This is a genomic window from Acinetobacter bouvetii DSM 14964 = CIP 107468, from assembly GCF_000368865.1.
In the GTDB taxonomy this organism is placed as follows: Bacteria; Pseudomonadota; Gammaproteobacteria; order Pseudomonadales; family Moraxellaceae; genus Acinetobacter; species Acinetobacter bouvetii.
The window spans coordinates 31,073-48,727 of record NZ_KB849725.1 but is presented as its reverse complement, the minus strand read 5'-3'; the positions used below and the strand labels follow the sequence as shown (position 1 = coordinate 48,727).

The window sequence follows — 17,655 nt, the reverse complement described above, 5'->3', positions numbered from 1 at the left end:
GTAATTTCTACCATCAATCAATGAAAATAATTTCGATCAATCAACCAGTAAAAATCCACACAAGTTGTTCTTCATAATCTCTTAATGATCTTCTTAATACTTCGTCAGTATTAAGCGCTGGACTTCGATATACTCAACAACTCAGCGCTTCGCGCTTCGTTCGTTTCCGTCTATCTCGTCGGTATGGGGTGCATTCTAGAGCATTTCTGAATCTTTGCAAGCGCTAATTAACGATATTGTTCACGTGTGTCTTTTTTTTCTACAAATTTGGCAAAAAAATCGCTTTTTCACCTATTTTTTAATCATTTTAAGCAGATAAAGTTTATTTATTTGAAATTATTTTTATAAATTCTGCGATGGGTGCAAAAAAATTCCAAGGCTATTTCTTCAAAATAGCCTGAAATTTTTAAAGGCTTTGTTTAAAGGAGCATAAATGTCCGTGAATAAAAAAATGCACGCTGCTAAAATCGCATGACGCTAATCAGCACTTGCCTGCCTCGAGCATTTGCAGCAGGCAAAGATCAAAATCAATGACACAGCCGTGCCGTCAATACTTTAATTCTTATGGATTGCAAGCCAAGGCCTTATTTTCACGGTCACTGGCTTACAGTGCACAATGCTATTTTCTAAATATCATTTTTATTACAGCGCTGTTTTTATCCTTTAGGCGCATAGAGCGGCCATGCTCTTTCTCATACACTGCATTTTTGTTCCAAAACTTGACTGATATGCCTGCGCATTTTATTTCCCGCTTCGCACTGCTGATTTCTGACCTGGCACTGATGGCTTTTGGCGTGGTGCTGTCTATACATTCAAATTGAGGAACATCACCTGTTTCATCTATGCCTTACAGCTGCAGTTTTATTTTAGATAGATCGATCGGAACACTGACTGTTCTGATACATATTCTTATGAATGCGCTGCACATGATTTCGCTGGGAAAAAATTTTCAATAGCATCAATAATAGCTGCAGCTACCTGCAGGAATGGTCTTTGGCGCCCTGATAGACAGCCTGATGTATTACACAAGACTGGAACATTCATCACTATGCCCTGTAAATAGTAGCATGCCTATTCAGCGGCCTCATGACCGCTGCGGGCGTTTGCCTAATTATGAAAGTCAATTTGGTATTTTTAGCGGGTGAAGGCTTGTATGCGGCAGTGTCATAGCGATTTGATGCAGATTTCGGCAGCTGCAAAACCTATAGCGATATGGTCTTAGTCAGCATTGCTATGATTTCATCATAGCTTGCATTAGGAGACATTATCGGCATTCGTAAGGGATACAGCTCTGGTGAAGCAGCCGCTGCCCAAAGTCAGCTTTATTCGGTTCGCCACCAAATAATGCCTGCCTCAGCCATTTGCTGAAAGATCGGTTTGATAGATCCACTTATATATAAATGCAGGCAATAAAAAAGGAAGAGATCTCTCCCAAAATCTCTTCCTTGGAGTTGAATCTTTACTCGATCCATCGCTGTTATTATAGTTATTTTTAAAATTCACAAAAAAGAGTCCCTTGGGGAAGAGACTGAAAAACTTGTGGAGTTTTTTTGTTATTTCTACCCTCTAGATATGTTTTTATACACATTCTCTAGATGGATAAATCTTATACATAACCAAAATAAAATGCAAGCTGATTGGCAAAATTTAACTCTTGTTTTTATAAGGTTTTTTTTGAATTTACTTATTTGATTTATTAATATAATAATTTTAATAAAAAAACAGGCCGAAGCCTGCTTTTTTATCAATAACTTAAATAAAAACTAATCAACAAAAATAACTTTTGCAATCGCTTTTTTACTCGCCTGAACAATCAAAGTTTTATTTTCAGCAACTGAGAAACCGGCATCTACCTACTCCCAATCCACTTTAACCGCATCTTTCGCTTGTGCAGCATTTTTTCACAAGGCCCGCTGCCCGTAAAATAGAGACAATAAAATTTTTATCCGTAAAAAGCCTAAACGGTCAGGTGACGTAAACTAATTTTATTGAGGTCTACTTGTGAAACTGATCTGATCTTTCACCTTTTTATTAAACCATTTCCCTCTACTATCATCAGATAATAATTCATCAAACTCTAATTTTAAATTAGGAGAAATAATATATGTATAGATTAAATTTGATTTTTCAAAAATCACATCCAACTCGAAACACTCACCTACCTCAGAGACACTCATATGTTGAATAAAACTGGATTGTATAATGCGAACCTTTTTAATTGCTTTTTTCCCAACCTGAATAATATATTCATTACCATGAAGAAGCTCTATTTGAGGATTATTTACAACATCCCCATTAACCCTAACAGCACCACGTTTTAATGCATCTTTCGTTTGAGCTGAGCTTTTCGTTAACCTTGCTCTATTAATGACTGAAACTAAATAAGGAACATCCACGATAAAATTAACATCAACAGTCTCTATATCTTCAGGTATCTCACCCTCAATAATACGATTCCCTGCACCTTTATGTGCATTTTTTGCAGCTTCTGCACCGTGAAAACGCTCTACCAACTCAAGTGCTAGAATTTTCTTCACTTCTTGCGGGTTGCGGCCCTCTGCCACTTCTTTTAACAGCTGCTGAATCTCTTCAATTGATTTAAAGCTTAAAAGCTCAAAATAACGCTCAATCAAAGCATCCGGCATAGACAGCACTTTTTGGTACATTGCGCCTGGCGCATCAAATACCCCAATATAGTTACCTAAAGACTTAGACATTTTATTCACACCGTCTAAGCCCTCAAGGATGGGCACCGTAATGCAGACCTGCGCTTCCTGATCATAGCGGCCCTGAAGTGTACGCCCCATCAATAAGTTAAAGGTTTGGTCTGTGCCGCCCAACTCAACATCCGCCTCAAGGGCAATCGAGTCATAGCCTTGAACCAATGGATACAAAAACTCATGAATTGCAATCGGCTGATGGCTGTTATAACGCTTGGTGAAGTCATCGCGTTCCAGCATGCGCGCCACGGTCTGCTGAGATGCCAGCTGAATAAGGTCTGCCGCTGTTTTCTCTGCAAACCATTCAGAGTTAAAACGCACTTTGGTTTTATTCGGATCAAGAATTTTAAAGACCTGTTCTTGATAAGTTTTGGCATTTTCCAGCACCTGTTCACGCGACAAAGGCGGACGTGTCGCGCTCTTGCCTGTCGGGTCGCCGATCATTGCGGTATAGTCACCGATCAGGAAGGTCACATCATGACCTAAGTCTTGAAAAACTTTAAGTTTATTAATTAAAACTGTATGCCCCAAGTGCAAGTCAGGCGCAGTCGGGTCAAAGCCCGCTTTAATTTTTAAAGGACGATTTTCTTTTAATTTCTTCAGAAGATCTTCTTCAGAAATAATTTCATGCGTGCCTCGTTGAATGAGAGCAAGTTGTTCTTCAGCCGGCAGGAAATTTGACATCACAAAACCCAAACACATCAGTTATTCAATTTGTGCGATATACTAACACTTTTTCAGCACATTGCAGGCTTAAGAATAATCATGACCGCGATCTATATTGGCGTGATGACCGGCACCAGCATGGATGGTGTCGATATTGCCGCTGCTTCCTTTAACCCTTTGCAGCTTCATGCAACCCTCACGCTCGAATTTGATCCCGATCTGCGCGATGAACTGATGGCCTTGACCTTGCCTGGCGATAATGAAATTGACCGCATGGGGCAAGCCGATGTTGCACTGGCAAAAATGATTGGTGAAGGCATTAACCGCCTCATTAAAGAAAATCAGCTAGACCGCAGTCAAATCAAAGCGGTCGGTTCGCATGGTCAAACCATCCGCCACCGTCCGGAACATGGCTTTACCCTGCAAATTGGCGATCCGAATATCATTACTGAAATCACCCAAATCCCTGTGATTTCAGACTTCCGCCGCCGCGATATGGCTGCCGGCGGTCAAGGCGCGCCGCTGGTTCCTGCGTTTCACCAAGATATGTTCCAGCATGAAAGCATTCATCGCGTCATCTTGAACCTAGGCGGCATCGCCAATGTCAGCTTATTGCCAGCAGGCAATCCTGAAGGTGTTTACGGCTTTGACACAGGCCCTGCCAATATTTTGATGGATGCATGGTGCCACCGCTATACAGGCCAGCCTTATGATGAAAATGGCAATTGGGCCGCGTATGGCACCCCCATCCGCAGCTTATTAGACCGCCTGCAGGCGCATGAATTCTTCTCAAAAGAACCTCCGAAAAGCACCGGCCGTGAAGATTTCAATTTAGAATGGCTGGATGAACAGATTTTAGACTGGCATAACGACTCGGAATATGACGAGCTGGAAGATACGCCGGAAAACATTCAAGCGACCTTAATGAAGCTGACCACCCGCGCCATTAAAAAAGCCATTTACCGCTCAGGCATGCCAACCGGTGAAGTCTATGTCTGCGGCGGCGGCGCTTACAATTCACATTTGCTGGAGCAGCTGCGCTGGCGCCTGCGCAAACATCAATGGACCGTGCAAAGCACAGCAGATTTAGGCCTGAGCCCAACTTGGGTTGAAGCCGCGGCTTTTGCATGGCTGGCCATGCGTTTCATGCATCAGCTGGCGGGCAACTTGCCTGCCGTCACAGGCGCTGAAGGCTACCGCATCCTAGGAACCATCACTGCCGTCTAAGCACTATGGCAATTTAAAGCAAAAGGCCTGCTGTTCAGCAGGCCTTTTTCACACAAATCACTTTAACTTTATAATCAGTGCATCATTGTTCTGGCATTTTCGCTGCGGATCACACGCAGAATCTGCTGTCCGGCCCGCCCTGTTGGGCTTAAACCAAACTTTACCTGCTCTTGACGGATTGCCTGACGGGTTTTGTCGCCGATTAAGCCATCCACAGCGCCAATATCATAGCCTTTATTCAATAAATACTGCTGAATTTCACGGCGCTCTGCGCGTGAAGTGCCCGCATCATCCGTAGGCCATGGTGTACTGAAAGCGCCTTGCCCCTGTAAACGGTCAGATAAATGCGCAATCGCCAAGGCATAACTTTCCGCTGCGTTATAACTGTAGATCGCATCAAAATTTTTAAAGACTAGAAACAGCGGGCCATTGGCGCCTGCAGGCGCCATCAGCCCCGCTTGTGAGCTAGAGGATAAACCGCCTTGAATTAACGCTGAGCCATCTGTACGCACCAAGCCATTTTGCATCCAGTAAGACAGCGGCTTTTTATTGCGGCGGCTTTCACCGCTGAGAGAAGCCGCTTGCGGATTTTTCACTTCAAATCCCCACGGCTGTCCGGATTGCCAGCCGCGCTTTTTGAGGAAATTGGCAGTCGATGCCAAAGCATCAGCGGTGCTCGACACCAAATCACGGCGTCCATCGCCATCAAAATCTACCGCCAGCTCTTCATACGTCGATGGCATAAACTGGGTATGGCCAAACGCGCCTGCCCATGAGCCTTTGAGCTGTGATTCAGTTAAATCGCCACGCTGCAAAATGCGCATCGCAGCAAAAAACTCACCGCGGAAATAGCTTTGGCGGCGTCCTTCACAGCTCAACGTTCCCAAAGACTGCAGTAAAGGATAAGAACCTGAAATAGCGCCAAAATTGCTTTCCACACCCCATACCGCAACCACGGTTTCCGCAGGCACACCGTAAATTGATGCTACACGATTCAGCACTTCACGATGCTGCGCCAATTTTTGCTGACCCACTGCAACACGCTCATCATCCACCAAGCCTGACAAATAATCCCAAATCGGCGTGGAAAATTCCGGCTGGTAATTTAATTTTTCAATCACAGAATAATCAGGCGTTAAATTTTGCGTGTAGCGGTCATAAGTGGACGCAGACACGCCATTCGCCATCGCTTGGCTTTTTAAATTGGCAATACAGCCTTGAAATGAATTCTGAGGGCTATAATCGGAGGTTGCAACATTTGAACTGCCCGCAACTTTTTGACCATTAATAATGAGCTCAGCATTCGCCTGAGTCGCCGCTAAAAAAACTGAACCGAAAAGAAAAGCAAAACGGTGCATAAAATCCCTAATGATTCTTGATATCTAAACTATGCTTTTTACCTTAACACTTTCAATTCCGCTTTTCTGAATCAAAGCGTAAATGAATATTCATTCTGGTTTAAATTCAAAAGCATCTTTTAAATTTAAAACCACTTATCCACAGCGCTGCGCATTTCAGATTTTGAATTCAAAAAGCATCTCTGGCTCAGCAAACACTTTAAATTCAACAAAGCCCTTTTAAATTCATTTATCCACAATTGTTCTTTAGCTTTAACAATCAACGCCATATAAAATCACAAGCATCAAAACTCAAGCTCGGTATTTTTTAAATTCAAAACTTTGAATTCATTTATTTACCTTTAAATTTATTGTTTTTGAATTTAAATTCAAACGGCGCCAAAACTTTTAAATTCATTTTAAATTTAAACATCCGATTTAAATTTAAAATTGGCTTTTGAATTCAAACTTTTTACTTCTATTTTTAAATTCAAAACACGCCCAAAAAGATATCCACAGCCCAAGCTGACTGAGATCTCTGCTGTTTCAGTTTTTTTAGGTCAAAATCAGCGCCGCATTCAATTGCGGGCCATATTTTAAAAGTCGTATTCTTGCGAAAAATTCGCTTTATTTTGCTTTCCGTTTATTTTTCTATGCTCCGATTTTATCTAAACGGATAAAAAGCAGGCAATTTATTTTCATTCTGATCCGATTAACGGCCACTTTTTTGCAAAGTGGCGCCATCATGCCTGAATGAATCCAAATAAAAAAGCGACCACTCTTGTGATCGCTTTTTTTAACAGCAACTACAGCTTTAGATGGTCATATCTTCGCTCAGCGCCAATGGATTCGGCAGAATTTTCGCCAATTGGCGGCATAAAGCCGTTAATTCGGCACTGTCATTCGGCATCAGCGTAATGTGGCCAATTTTACGGCCTTCACGCTCAGACTTGTTATATAAATGCAAATGCGCGCCTTCCAAAGCCAGCACATCTGCAGTTTTTGGATGCAGTCCAATAATGTTCACCATTACTGTCGGGCGTACAACAGCTGTTGAGCCTAACGGCAAACCCGCCACGGCGCGGATGTGGTTTTCAAACTGTGAACAAACCGCGCCTTCAATCGACCAATGGCCGGAGTTATGCACGCGCGGCGCCATCTCATTGGCATAGAGACCTTTGTCTGTGACAAACAGTTCTAAAGTCAGCACACCGATATAATTCAAATGATTGAGCAGGCGGGTAATGTAGTCTTGCGCAACCGGCTGTAAATCTGCACTGTTGGGCGCAGGGACAATGGAATGCGACAAGATGCCATTATGATGATGGTTTTCAGCCAATGACCACGTTTTCACATCGCCGTTTTGACCGCGCACGGCAATAATCGACACTTCACGCGAGAAGGTCACAAAACTTTCTGCAATCAATTCGCCAGCAGGGCCGAGTTCAGCCCACGCCTGATCCATCTGATCTTCGCTGCGTAAAACAAACTGTCCTTTGCCGTCATAGCCGCCGCGAGAGGTTTTTAAAACCAGCGGCAAGCCTAATTCAGCGGCAGCGCTTTTCAGCTGCTCAAGTGAAGTCACGGCTTTATACGGCGCAACAGGAATCGCCAGCTCATCAAATAACGCTTTTTCTGACAAACGATGCTGCGCAATGGCTAAAGCCTGACGCGGCGGATGCAGCGTTTTGTTTTTAGTTAGCACATCGACATCAGCCAATGGCGTATTTTCAAATTCTAAGCTGAACACGTCTGCGCTTGCGATAAATTCGCTTAAGCCATTTTCCGCTTTGGCTGAATAGACTGGACCTAAAGCTGCCGAAGGGCAGTCTGTATTGGCTTCAAAGAAGGTGCATTGAATATTCAGCGGCAATGCTGCCTGCGCCATCATGCGGCCCAGCTGGCCGCCGCCAAAAATACCGATGGTTTTATCCATGATGTATGTCCCGTTTTAAGCTTGGCCCGGAATATTATTGCCGGCAACTTTTTCAGTTTGCGCAGCGCGGAAATCAGCCACATTTTTTGCAATGTCTGGACGCGTTAAACCTAAAATTTGCGCCGCCATGATGGCTGCATTGGTTGCGCCGGCAGGGCCAATGGCTAAAGTGCCTACTGCAATGCCTGCAGGCATCTGCACGATAGACAGCAATGAATCTACACCGTTTAAAATAGATGATTTGACTGGAACACCCAGTACAGGCAGGTCAGTCTTCGCTGCGCACATGCCCGGCAAATGCGCAGCGCCGCCTGCACCGGCAATAATCACCTGAATGCCGCGGTCACGCGCGGTTTCCGCATATTCAAATAAACGGTCTGGAGTACGGTGCGCTGACACAACCTCCGCTTCAAATGGAACGCCAAGCTGTTTCAGCATATTGGCAGTGTTTTCTAAAGTTGCCCAATCAGATTGAGAACCCATGATAATTCCAACGAGAGGAGTGTCTTGTGAAGCGGCCGCATTCATTGCAATGTTTCCAGAGATAATTAAGAGAGATAAATCTCGACTAGAGCCAAGCTTTAATAAGAGCCCCGTATTATAGACTGAATTTTCATCTCGCCAAAATTTTACCTTCACCATCAACACGCATTTTTATTCTTTTTTAATGAAATGAAGCCGAAATTCTGATGATTGGAATAATTGCCGGCTGTTTTGCAGATTGCACGGCGGCTTTTACAGCCTTGCATCCAATCTGAAGACCGCCTTGCGATCAGCGCTGACGGATTTTTTTCAGCCTTGCGCTTAAATGCTTCGTGCCCAGTCATTGGCTTCTGAACACAAAATAAATACAGCCTAAAAGGCAGCCGCCCGCCCATAAATAATCCAGCTTAAACGGCTGCTTAAACAGAAAAATCATAAAAGGCACAAACACCAGCAGCGTGACCGCTTCCTGCGTGATTTTCATCTGTCCCATCGACCAGCCGTGCTGCGCCAACAGGCGTGTCGCAGGAATCATAAAGCTGTATTCCAGCAGGGCAATCACCCAGCCAAATAAAATCGCTTGCCACAGCGGCGCGCCGTGCAGAAATTTTAAATGGCCATACCAAGCCAAGGTCATAAAGCAGTTTGAAATGATCAGCAATAAAAGGGGAAGGGCCATAATTAAGCATCCGAAATTACCGCCTCATAGTTTACGTTGTTCTGCCAAAAATGCATGCGTTTTACATGCAGCGCCAATGCGGAAAAACCGGTAGAAATGGCAGATTTAAAAATGCTTTTAAAAACGCCTGAATAGATACAAGAAAAACTATCTTTTCACTAAAACCCTTGCTATCGTTGCCTTCAAATCGAATTAATCACGACAACACCACAATAATGAAGTGATGTGTCTATAGAGCAGTGGAGTTAAGCATATGCATCTGCATATTTTGGGTATTTGCGGCACCTTTATGGGCTCGCTGGCACTTTTGGCGCGGGATTTAGGCCATAAAGTCACGGGTTCTGATGCGAATGTTTATCCGCCAATGTCTACCCAGCTTGAAAATGCAGGCATTACCTTAATGCAAGGCTACGACCGCAGCCATTTGCAGCCGCATCCGGATTTAGTCATTGTCGGCAACGCCATGAAACGCGGCATTGATGCCGTGGAATATATGCTGAATGAAGGCCTGCCTTACATTTCCGGCCCGCAGTTTTTGGCCGATCATGTGCTGCAAGGCAAGCATGTTTTAGGCGTTGCAGGCACGCATGGCAAAACCACCACCACCACCATGCTGGCCTGGGTGCTGGATCAAGCGGGCTTAAACCCAGGGTTCTTAATTGGCGGAGTGCCTTTAGGTTTCAGCGAAAGCGCACGCTTAGGCGGCGGCAAATACTTCTGTGTCGAAGCCGATGAATACGACTCTGCATTTTTTGATAAGCGTTCGAAATTCGTGCATTACCATCCTAAAACCGCGATTTTGAATAACCTTGAATTTGACCATGCCGATATTTTTGATGACTTGGCTGCCATCCAAAAACAATTCCATCATCTGGTGCGCACCATCCCAAGCGAAGGCCGGATTATTACGCCGATTACGGAAAGCAATATTGATGAAGTGCTGGAAATGGGCTGCTGGACACCTGTAGTGCGCACGTCGCTGGATGCCAATGACAAATCTGAACTGTATGCAGAACAGCTGTCTGCGGACGGTTCACACTTTAAAGTGCTGCAGCACGATGCCGTAAAAGGCGAAGTGAAATGGAATATGACCGGCCAGCACAGCGTGGCCAATGCTTTGGCGACGATTGCCGCAGCAGAACATGTGGGTGTATCGATTGAAACTGCCTGTGAAGCGCTGTCAAACTTTGGCGGCGTCAAGCGCCGTATGGAGCTTTTAGGCACGGTGCGTGGTGTTGAAGTGTATGATGACTTTGCCCATCACCCAACCGCAATTGATACTACGCTGGAAGGCGCACGCAAGCGTTTAGGCGAGCGTAAGTTGTGGGCGATTATTGAACCGCGTTCAAACACTATGCGCATGGGCAGCCACAAAGATAGTTTGGCGCATTCTGCCCGCTTGGCCGATGAAGTGATCTGGTACCAGCCTGAAGGTTTGGACTGGGACTTGCAGCCTGTGATTGAGGCTGCGCCAAACAAAGCTGTGGTCGCGCGCTCATTGGATGACATCATTCAAACTGTGACTGCAGAAGCAGGCGAGGGTGATGCAGTGGTGATCATGTCGAACGGCGGCTTTGGCGGACTGCATCAGAAGCTGATCAATGCTTTAAACGCAAAATAAGCGGGTACCGCTTGTAAAAAAACCCGCATATAGCGGGTTTTTTTTACAAGCTTATTCAATTAAAAACCAGACATAGTACCGGTATATTCAAAGTCTTTCAGTTTTGCCCAGCCTTGAACCGTGTCTCCCAAGCGCTTGCTGAAATACATGATCGAAACCCACTGTTCTTGACCATCATCATAAGTGCTATAAGCAGTGATATGGTCATTTTTAATCATGAACAGATCTCTGATTTTACACGCATTGCTCGGTGCAGAATGGAAATACACTCTGGTTGGAGCAATCACTTTCATACCCCAGCGCGGAATGATCTGAACTTCTTTTTGTTCGGCCTTTTCCTCAATTTTTACACAATCTTCAGCATGCAATAAAGGGAAAACTGAGCAGAATAGGGCAATCAATAAAAGCGTCTTCATATACTTTAATTCCACTATCTTCAGCGCTGCAACGTCCAAATTAGAACTGCAATGGCGCGGTATCGGTCTCATTTTAGCTTAATAGTTAGAACCGCGATGAATATCGAATACTTAAGCCGCAACATCCTCAAAACTTTTCTCACGGCGAAACATCACATCAACATAAGAGCAGGTCGGGATAATTTTAAGGTTATTCTCACGTGAAAAATCGACCAGAGTATCCAACAGCAAACGCGCCACGCCTTGCCCGCGCAGTGAATCATCCACCCATGTATGGTTGGCATCAATGGTTGTGCCATCCCGCCAAATATAGCTGATTTCCGCAATATGCTGACCCGCCTCATTGCTGATAAAAAATTCGCCTTTTATACCGTTATCAATATGCTGTATTTGCATGATTCTATGAAACCTCAAGATTTAAAAATTTGAAATATTAGACGTTTTCCCTGATTAACGCTTAAAAATACCCAATTTCAGGGATATAAAATTGAATGGCCCGACCTTAAAGTATGTTTGCAAAATTATGATTTATTTTTAAATTTTTCAAGGGTGCCATGTATGGATATTTATCTGATTGCTGTCCTGTTTCTATTGCTGATTGCCTTGCTGCTGGGCATTTCGATGTACAAATCGCGTTTCTAAAGCCGATACAGCATGATGCCAGCCGCAGCTGTACGGCATCAAAAGTTTTCAAAAAACCTTCAATCTGCCCCCTATACAGACTGGAGGTTTTTTGGATTTTAAAGCAGTACATCCCGTATCGATGGATCTTTAGCAAAAACCGACTTGGCAAAAGGGCAGAGCGGCATAATTTTGATTTGGCGGTCTCGGGCAAACTGTACAGCCGCATCCAGCAAATGGCGCCCAACGCCTTGTCCGCGCAGCGTATCGCTGACATCCGTATGATCAATAATCAATTTATCTGCGCCTGCCCATGAATAGGTCATTTCAGCTAAGCGCTGATGATTTTGCTCTATAAAGAATGCGCCTTTTTTTCCATTATCATCCTGCTGCACAATCATTGTTTACTTTTCCTCAGTCTGGCTATTCCGTCTTTTGTTGTATTCAAATCCGCCCGCCAATTCAATAGCGCTTAACAATTCAAAACCATCTCCTTAAAATAAGCGGATATTTTTTTGGATGCATAATTCATGTCATCTGCTGCATCTCCCAGTGACCAACCCAATGAATTCCGTCAATGGATCAGCGTAATTACGCTTGCCTTTGCGGCTTTTATTTTCAATACCACCGAATTTATTCCAGTCGCCTTGCTCAGCGACATTGGCCAAAGTTTTGATATGGCGGCGACAGATGCCGGCATTATGATCACGCTGTATGCATGGATTGTCGCGCCGATTTCATTGCCCATTATGCTGCTGACCAAAAACATTGAACGGCGTTTCCTATTGATTGGCCTGTTTGCCATATTTATTGCCAGCCATGTGCTGTCTTATGCGGCATGGAGTTTCAATGTGCTGCTGATCAGCCGGATTGGGATCGCGTTTTCACATGCGCTGTTTTGGGCCATTACCGCCTCTTTGGCCGTCCGTGTCGCGCCGAAAGGCAAAGAGTTTCAAGCTTTAGGCTTATTGGCCACCGGCACAGCGCTGGCCATGGTGCTGGGCATTCCTTTTGGCCGCTTGATTGGTGAAAGCTATGGCTGGCGCAATACTTTCGCTTTAATTGCCTTCGGCGCCTTAGCCGTTTGCCTGACTTTAGCCAAAACATTGCCCAAGCTGCCCAGCCAAAATTCAGGCTCACTCAGCAGTTTAAAAGATTTTGTCAAACGGCCCAGCCTGATGATGGTCTTTGCCTTAACCGCGATTGTGATTACAGCGCAATTTACCGCTTACAGCTATATTGAGCCGTTTGCGCTGAATATCGCCGCGTTCAGCTCTGCTGAAACCACCGCCTTGCTGCTGATATACGGCGGAGCAGGCTTTATCGGCTCTTATTTATTCAGCAAATTCGGCGCAAAATTTCCACGCTTGGCGATTCCGCTATTTACCGCTTTTTTGGCAGTGTCCATGCTGCTCATGCTTTCCCTTTCCCACAGCTTCGGTACTTTCAGTGTTTTGTGCCTCATCTGGGGAGTCGGCATCATTGGCTTCAGTTTAGCCCTGCAGGCTAAAACGCTGAATCTGGCCTCCGATGCCACTGATGTCGCCATGGCGATCTATTCAGGCTTGTACAATATCGGCATCGGCGGCGGAGCCTTGCTGGGCGGCATGGTCTCGATCCATTCCAGCCTGTCCAATATTGGCATGGCCGGCGGCCTTATTGCGGTATTTGGCACATTATTGGCAATCGTGCTGGTGCAGCGCCGTGACTTTAGCGCGCCCGCAGCTCCACACCGATAAAGCTGCAGAAATTTAGACGGCAAAATTTGCTTATTGCTTAAAAATCTGCCATCATTTAGCCAAATTTGGACGCTGTCCAAAAACAGAATTTAGCTGAACAAGGGGAGTAGCCTCCTCCAAACGCTTTACTCTTTTGAGTGGATGCGTGTCAGAATATCGTCATTACACTTTGCAAAAAGTCGGTATCTGAGCATTGATCATTTTCAAGATGACAATGTAGGCAAGACCTTGATCATGTTGTCACAGATGTTTTTATTCATCTGGCAGCAGGTCAAGGTTTTTTTATGGCCGATTGTCAGATGTGGAGGATTCACATGGAAACGATCGGCACTTTGTGGCTGTATCTGGCATTTTTCGGCCTAGTGGCTGTCATGCTTATCATCGACTTTTTAGGCTTTAGAAACAGTCAGGGCCAAGAAGTCAAAGTCAAAACCGCAGCCTGCTGGAGCATTGCCTGGGTATCTGTGGCTGCGCTGTTCGGCGGCGGACTCTGGCTGTATCTGCAGCAGACTGCAGGCATCGCCATAGCCAATACCAAGGTGATGGAATATTTTGCCGGCTACCTTTTAGAAAAATCCCTCGCGGTCGATAACGTTTTTGTCTGGCTGATGATTTTCGCCGCCTTTGCCATTCCGCCTGCGCTGCAGCGAAAGCTTTTACTCTACGGGGTCTTAGGCGCCATTGTCCTGCGCACGGTCTTTATTTTTATTGGCGCATGGTTCGTTCAGGAATTCTCCTGGGTGCTGTATATCTTCGGCGCATTCCTGGTATACACCGGCTTCAAATTCCTGAAAGGGCAGGATGATGAAGAGAAAAATATTGAAGATATGGCCATTTTAAAATGGCTGCGCAAGCACCTGCGCATTACGCCGCAAATGCAAGGCGATAAATTCTTTGTCCGCCAAAATGGCATGCTCTGGGCAACCCCCTTATTTTTAGTGCTGATTTTAGTGGAAGCATCCGATGTCATTTTTGCGGTTGATTCCATTCCGGCCATCTTTGCCGTTACCACCGATCCGTTTATTGTCTTAACCGCAAACTTGATGGCGATTTTAGGCCTGCGCGCCATGTTCTTCCTGCTGTCCGGCGCAGCATCCAAAATGCATTACCTGCCGTATGGCTTGGGCCTGATTCTGCTCTTTATCGGCTTTAAAATGCTGATGCTGGATGTATTCCATATGCCAATCTGGATTTCACTCGGATTTATCGTCATCACGCTTGGCATTACGGCATGGCTATCGATCCGCCACAGCAAGAAACACAATGAAACAACGCTGTAATGCTTAACTGCTGTTCAGCCATGAGCTGCTGAATAAGTCAAAAAAAGCCTTCCGCAAGGAGGGCTTTCTCATCTCCGCTTAGCTAGAAATCAGCTGCAATTCAGGCCATCTCGTTAAAAATGCTTTATCGTTCAGCCTGCGCTGAAATACGGCATAGCTGACCATAGCGGGATTCCATCTTAACTTCAGTTCAAATAAATCCTGCAGCCCTAAGGGCGCGATGATTTTAAGCTGCCCCGAAGCATCCAGCTGCACTGCAACAGCCGTTGCTGTTTCAGGCCACACCGCCAAAGCCTGAGCCAAAGAAGAAAAGGGCGCAATGCTATTGCCATTGTCCATGCGGTACCAATGGTGCACCCGAGCCTGATTGACAACATCCCACAGCATGTCAGGAAATGCTGTTTCCAGCTTGTTACGGATCTGCTGTTCACCTGTTCCATTCTCCTGCGCATCAAAATACACCACATCAATTTCAGTCTGATGCAGCGGATAAGCCTGTTCATGCAGCTGCGCCCAAATGCTGTTGCGGATCACCCCAGCCGCCAAATAGGCCTGAGCTTCAATTTCACGCAAAGCCTGCAGGATCTGCATGAGTTCATGATGCGCTGCAATAAACGCTTTGAGCTGCGCGGTATAGGATGATTTAGAAAAAGGCTGCGGCATGATTTTGATCGGTACCCTGCATAGTTTGAAACAGCAATAGAAGCGAAGTGAAGCCCATTTTACGGTACAATCAACCGAAAAAATTCAAAAACGCAGGTTATCAATGTCTTCTGTAATTGCAACGACGGCGGTTCGCGGCCGCTTCCTCGATATTCAGAATACGGTTGCCCAAGCGCGTGAAATTCACGACCAAGTGCGATATGTAGAAGATGGTTTACTTCTCAGTGAAAATGGCATCATCCAATGGTTTGGCCCATGGGATAAAGGGCAGCGCCTGATCCCTGAACAGGTTCAGGTGCAGCACTATCCCGATCAGCTGATTGTTCCGGGCTTTATCGACACCCACATCCATTTCCCGCAAACTGAAATGATCGGCGCATACGGCGAACAGCTGCTGGAATGGCTGAATACCTATACTTTTCCGACCGAAATGCAGTTTTCTGACCCAGCCTATGCACAGAAAATCGCTGCATTTTTTGTGCAGGAGCTGCTGAAAAACGGCACCACCACCGCGCTGGTGTTCTGCACCGTGCATCCGCAATCGGTTGATGCACTCTTTGCAGCTGCAGAACAGCATCAAATGCGTTTAATTGCCGGTAAAGTCATGATGGACCGCCATGCGCCAGACGCGCTTTGTGATACTGCAGATGGCGCTTACAGCGATTCAAAAGCCTTAATTGAAAAATGGCACGGCAAAGGCCGGAATCTGTATGCCATCACGCCGCGCTTTGCGCCAACCTCAACCCCCAAACAGCTGGCGCGGGCAGGGGAGCTCAAAGCCGAATACCCGGATGTGTATGTGCATACCCATTTAAGTGAAAATAAGAATGAAATTGCCTGGGTGAAAGAACTGTATCCAGAACAAAATGGCTATTTAGATGTATACCGTCACTATGGCTTAACAGGTTCGCGTTCTGTATTTGCACACTGCGTGCATTTAGAAGAGCATGAGTGGGACTGCATGCATCAGACAGATTCTGCGATTGCCTTCTGCCCAACCTCCAACCTGTTCTTGGGCAGCGGCCTATTTCCCTTAAAGAAAACGTGGGACAAGCAGGTCAAAGTCGGGCTGGGCACAGATATTGGCGCAGGCACATCCTTCAATCAGCTGCAGACCATTCAAGAAGCCTATAAAGTCCAGCAGCTGCAGGGCGATAAGCTCTCTGCATTTGAAGCGCTGTATCATGCGACGCTGGGCGGCGCCAAAGCGCTGGATTTAGCGGAGAAGCTGGGCAATTTCAATCTAGGCAAAGAAGCGGACTTTGCGGTGCTGGACCTTCAGCCGACAGCTTTGCAGCAGCTGCGCCAATCACGCGCCAAAGGTCTGGAAGACAGCCTGTTTGCCCTGATGATGATGGGCGATGACCGCAATATACATGCAACGTATATTTACGGACAGCGCGCTTATCTCAAAACAGCAACAGCCTGAACAGCAATCTGAATATGAGCCCAGCCGCGCTATTCTGCGGCTGGGCAGGCTGCAAACTCTAAAGCTCGGCACCGCTGCTGCGCCGCAGCGATTACATTTTCATCGGCAAAAAAGATGCATCCCCCCTGAAGTTGTATTAAAATCAGGGCATCTTTAGAGGTGTTGCTGGTCAACGCCTTTTTTATTTTGATGTTTTTGATTTTTTTAGGTATCTACCCATGACTGTTCAAATGAGCGTATTGATTTCCACTGAAGAAATTCAAGCTAAAGTCAAAGAGCTTGGCGCTATCATTGATGCACATTATGCCAACAGCAGCAAAGAACTGGTATTGATTGGCCTGCTGCGCGGCTCTGTCATTTTTATGGCGGATTTATGCCGCGCAATTGCCAAGCCGCATGAACTCGACTTTATGACAGTCTCGAGCTATGGCAGCGGAACCGCCTCTACCCGCGATGTGAAAATTTTAAAAGATTTAGACGGCGATATCCGGGGCAAAGATGTTTTGGTGGTCGAAGATATTATCGATTCAGGCAATACCTTAAGCAAAGTTCTGGAAATTTTACAAACCCGCGGTCCGAATTCTATTGAACTCTGCACACTGGTCAGCAAGCCGTCACGCCGTGAAATTGACTTAGACGTGCGTTTCCTCGGCTTTGAAGTGGAAGACAAATTTATTGTCGGCTATGGATTAGACTTTGATCAAAAATACCGTCATATTCCATTTATTGGCGAGATTGGCCTGTAATACAGACTATTCGGATGCGAAAAAGCGGCCGTTGGCTGCTTTTTTTATATTTAAAAAACACCGAACAAAAAAACAACAGTTCTTAGCTGAAC

Annotated in this window: 15 protein-coding genes and 1 pseudogene; 6 read left to right on the top strand and 10 right to left on the bottom strand. The window is 45.5% G+C overall.

Going from position 1 to position 17,655, the window contains the following annotated elements:
* Positions 1–1,763: 1,763 nt before the first annotated feature.
* Together F941_RS16655 and tyrS are read right to left on the bottom strand one after the other, a co-directional pair.
* Positions 1,764–1,953: pseudogene (locus F941_RS16655) on the bottom strand (tyrosine--tRNA ligase); the annotation flags it as partial.
* Between the two features lie 32 nt (positions 1,954–1,985).
* Complete coding sequence (tyrS, locus tag F941_RS00225; protein WP_005006529.1) at positions 1,986–3,422, bottom strand: tyrosine--tRNA ligase; 1,437 nt, start codon at positions 3,420–3,422, stop codon at positions 1,986–1,988.
* Positions 3,423–3,485: 63 nt separating this feature from the next.
* On the opposite strand from tyrS, the gene F941_RS00220 reads away from it, so the two are divergent.
* Positions 3,486–4,613, top strand: coding sequence for an anhydro-N-acetylmuramic acid kinase (locus tag F941_RS00220; RefSeq protein ID WP_005006528.1), 1,128 nt, complete (start codon positions 3,486–3,488; stop codon positions 4,611–4,613).
* Between the two features lie 74 nt (positions 4,614–4,687).
* On the opposite strand, the gene F941_RS00215 is transcribed toward F941_RS00220, so the two are convergent.
* From F941_RS00215 to F941_RS00195, 4 genes are all read right to left on the bottom strand, one after another.
* On the bottom strand, positions 4,688–5,971 hold the full coding sequence (locus tag F941_RS00215; protein WP_005006527.1) for a lytic murein transglycosylase: 1,284 nt from the start codon (positions 5,969–5,971) through the stop codon (positions 4,688–4,690).
* Positions 5,972–6,764: 793 nt separating this feature from the next.
* A complete protein-coding gene (locus F941_RS00210; protein ID WP_005006526.1) occupies positions 6,765–7,886 on the bottom strand; it encodes a 5-(carboxyamino)imidazole ribonucleotide synthase in 1,122 nt (373 codons plus the stop codon).
* A 15-nt stretch (positions 7,887–7,901) separates the two neighbouring features.
* On the bottom strand, positions 7,902–8,414 hold the full coding sequence (purE, locus tag F941_RS00205; protein WP_018572700.1) for a 5-(carboxyamino)imidazole ribonucleotide mutase: 513 nt from the start codon (positions 8,412–8,414) through the stop codon (positions 7,902–7,904).
* A 295-nt stretch (positions 8,415–8,709) separates the two neighbouring features.
* A complete protein-coding gene (locus F941_RS00195; protein ID WP_005006524.1) occupies positions 8,710–9,048 on the bottom strand; it encodes a DMT family protein in 339 nt (112 codons plus the stop codon).
* Between the two features lie 253 nt (positions 9,049–9,301).
* On the opposite strand from F941_RS00195, the gene mpl reads away from it, so the two are divergent.
* Positions 9,302–10,669 carry a UDP-N-acetylmuramate:L-alanyl-gamma-D-glutamyl-meso-diaminopimelate ligase gene (gene mpl, locus F941_RS00190; RefSeq protein ID WP_005006522.1) on the top strand — a complete coding sequence of 456 codons (1,368 nt, stop codon included), beginning with the start codon at positions 9,302–9,304 and terminating at the stop codon, positions 10,667–10,669.
* 59 nt (positions 10,670–10,728) lie between these two features.
* Here mpl and F941_RS00185 read toward each other — a convergent pair whose 3' ends face one another.
* The 3 genes from F941_RS00185 to F941_RS00175 form a co-directional block, all read right to left on the bottom strand.
* Positions 10,729–11,085, bottom strand: a complete 357-nt coding sequence (locus tag F941_RS00185) for a hypothetical protein (protein ID WP_005006520.1) — start codon at positions 11,083–11,085, stop codon at positions 10,729–10,731.
* A 111-nt stretch (positions 11,086–11,196) separates the two neighbouring features.
* The gene (locus F941_RS00180) at positions 11,197–11,481 is read right to left on the bottom strand and encodes a GNAT family N-acetyltransferase (RefSeq protein WP_005006517.1); all 285 of its coding nucleotides are present in this window, start codon (positions 11,479–11,481) and stop codon (positions 11,197–11,199) included.
* A 344-nt stretch (positions 11,482–11,825) separates the two neighbouring features.
* The gene (locus F941_RS00175; RefSeq protein WP_005006515.1) at positions 11,826–12,107 is read right to left on the bottom strand and encodes a GNAT family N-acetyltransferase; all 282 of its coding nucleotides are present in this window, start codon (positions 12,105–12,107) and stop codon (positions 11,826–11,828) included.
* Between the two features lie 129 nt (positions 12,108–12,236).
* Between F941_RS00175 and F941_RS00170 the strand changes: the two genes are divergently transcribed.
* Together F941_RS00170 and F941_RS00165 are read left to right on the top strand one after the other, a co-directional pair.
* Positions 12,237–13,445: a sugar transporter gene (locus tag F941_RS00170; RefSeq protein WP_005006513.1), complete on the top strand. Its 1,209-nt coding sequence runs from the start codon at positions 12,237–12,239 to the stop codon at positions 13,443–13,445.
* Positions 13,446–13,759: 314 nt separating this feature from the next.
* Positions 13,760–14,725, top strand: a complete 966-nt coding sequence (locus tag F941_RS00165) for a TerC family protein (RefSeq protein ID WP_005006510.1) — start codon at positions 13,760–13,762, stop codon at positions 14,723–14,725.
* A 78-nt stretch (positions 14,726–14,803) separates the two neighbouring features.
* Here F941_RS00165 and F941_RS00160 read toward each other — a convergent pair whose 3' ends face one another.
* Entirely contained in the window at positions 14,804–15,388 is a 585-nt protein-coding gene (locus F941_RS00160) for a nucleotidyltransferase family protein (protein WP_005006508.1), read from the bottom strand.
* A 103-nt stretch (positions 15,389–15,491) separates the two neighbouring features.
* Between F941_RS00160 and guaD the strand changes: the two genes are divergently transcribed.
* Both guaD and hpt read left to right on the top strand, forming a co-directional pair.
* Positions 15,492–16,817, top strand: coding sequence for a guanine deaminase (gene guaD, locus F941_RS00155; RefSeq protein WP_005006505.1), 1,326 nt, complete (start codon positions 15,492–15,494; stop codon positions 16,815–16,817).
* A gap of 218 nt (positions 16,818–17,035) precedes the next feature.
* Positions 17,036–17,563, top strand: coding sequence for a hypoxanthine phosphoribosyltransferase (gene hpt / locus F941_RS00150; RefSeq protein ID WP_005006503.1), 528 nt, complete (start codon positions 17,036–17,038; stop codon positions 17,561–17,563).
* Positions 17,564–17,655: the final 92 nt, after the last annotated feature.

Excerpts from the sequence above, each read along its gene's own strand:
- tyrS (WP_005006529.1), bottom strand. The coding sequence starts at position 3,422 with ATGTGTTTGGGTTTTGTGATGTCAAATTTCCTGCCGGCTGAAGAACAA.
- F941_RS00220 (WP_005006528.1), top strand. The coding sequence starts at position 3,486 with ATGACCGCGATCTATATTGGCGTGATGACCGGCACCAGCATGGATGGT.
- F941_RS00215 (WP_005006527.1), bottom strand. The coding sequence starts at position 5,971 with ATGCACCGTTTTGCTTTTCTTTTCGGTTCAGTTTTTTTAGCGGCGACT.
- F941_RS00210 (WP_005006526.1), bottom strand. The coding sequence starts at position 7,886 with ATGGATAAAACCATCGGTATTTTTGGCGGCGGCCAGCTGGGCCGCATG.
- purE (WP_018572700.1), bottom strand. The coding sequence starts at position 8,414 with ATGAATGCGGCCGCTTCACAAGACACTCCTCTCGTTGGAATTATCATG.
- F941_RS00195 (WP_005006524.1), bottom strand. The coding sequence starts at position 9,048 with ATGGCCCTTCCCCTTTTATTGCTGATCATTTCAAACTGCTTTATGACC.
- mpl (WP_005006522.1), top strand. The coding sequence starts at position 9,302 with ATGCATCTGCATATTTTGGGTATTTGCGGCACCTTTATGGGCTCGCTG.
- F941_RS00185 (WP_005006520.1), bottom strand. The coding sequence starts at position 11,085 with ATGAAGACGCTTTTATTGATTGCCCTATTCTGCTCAGTTTTCCCTTTA.
- F941_RS00180 (WP_005006517.1), bottom strand. The coding sequence starts at position 11,481 with ATGCAAATACAGCATATTGATAACGGTATAAAAGGCGAATTTTTTATC.
- F941_RS00175 (WP_005006515.1), bottom strand. The coding sequence starts at position 12,107 with ATGATTGTGCAGCAGGATGATAATGGAAAAAAAGGCGCATTCTTTATA.
- F941_RS00170 (WP_005006513.1), top strand. The coding sequence starts at position 12,237 with ATGTCATCTGCTGCATCTCCCAGTGACCAACCCAATGAATTCCGTCAA.
- F941_RS00165 (WP_005006510.1), top strand. The coding sequence starts at position 13,760 with ATGGAAACGATCGGCACTTTGTGGCTGTATCTGGCATTTTTCGGCCTA.
- F941_RS00160 (WP_005006508.1), bottom strand. The coding sequence starts at position 15,388 with ATGCCGCAGCCTTTTTCTAAATCATCCTATACCGCGCAGCTCAAAGCG.
- guaD (WP_005006505.1), top strand. The coding sequence starts at position 15,492 with ATGTCTTCTGTAATTGCAACGACGGCGGTTCGCGGCCGCTTCCTCGAT.
- hpt (WP_005006503.1), top strand. The coding sequence starts at position 17,036 with ATGACTGTTCAAATGAGCGTATTGATTTCCACTGAAGAAATTCAAGCT.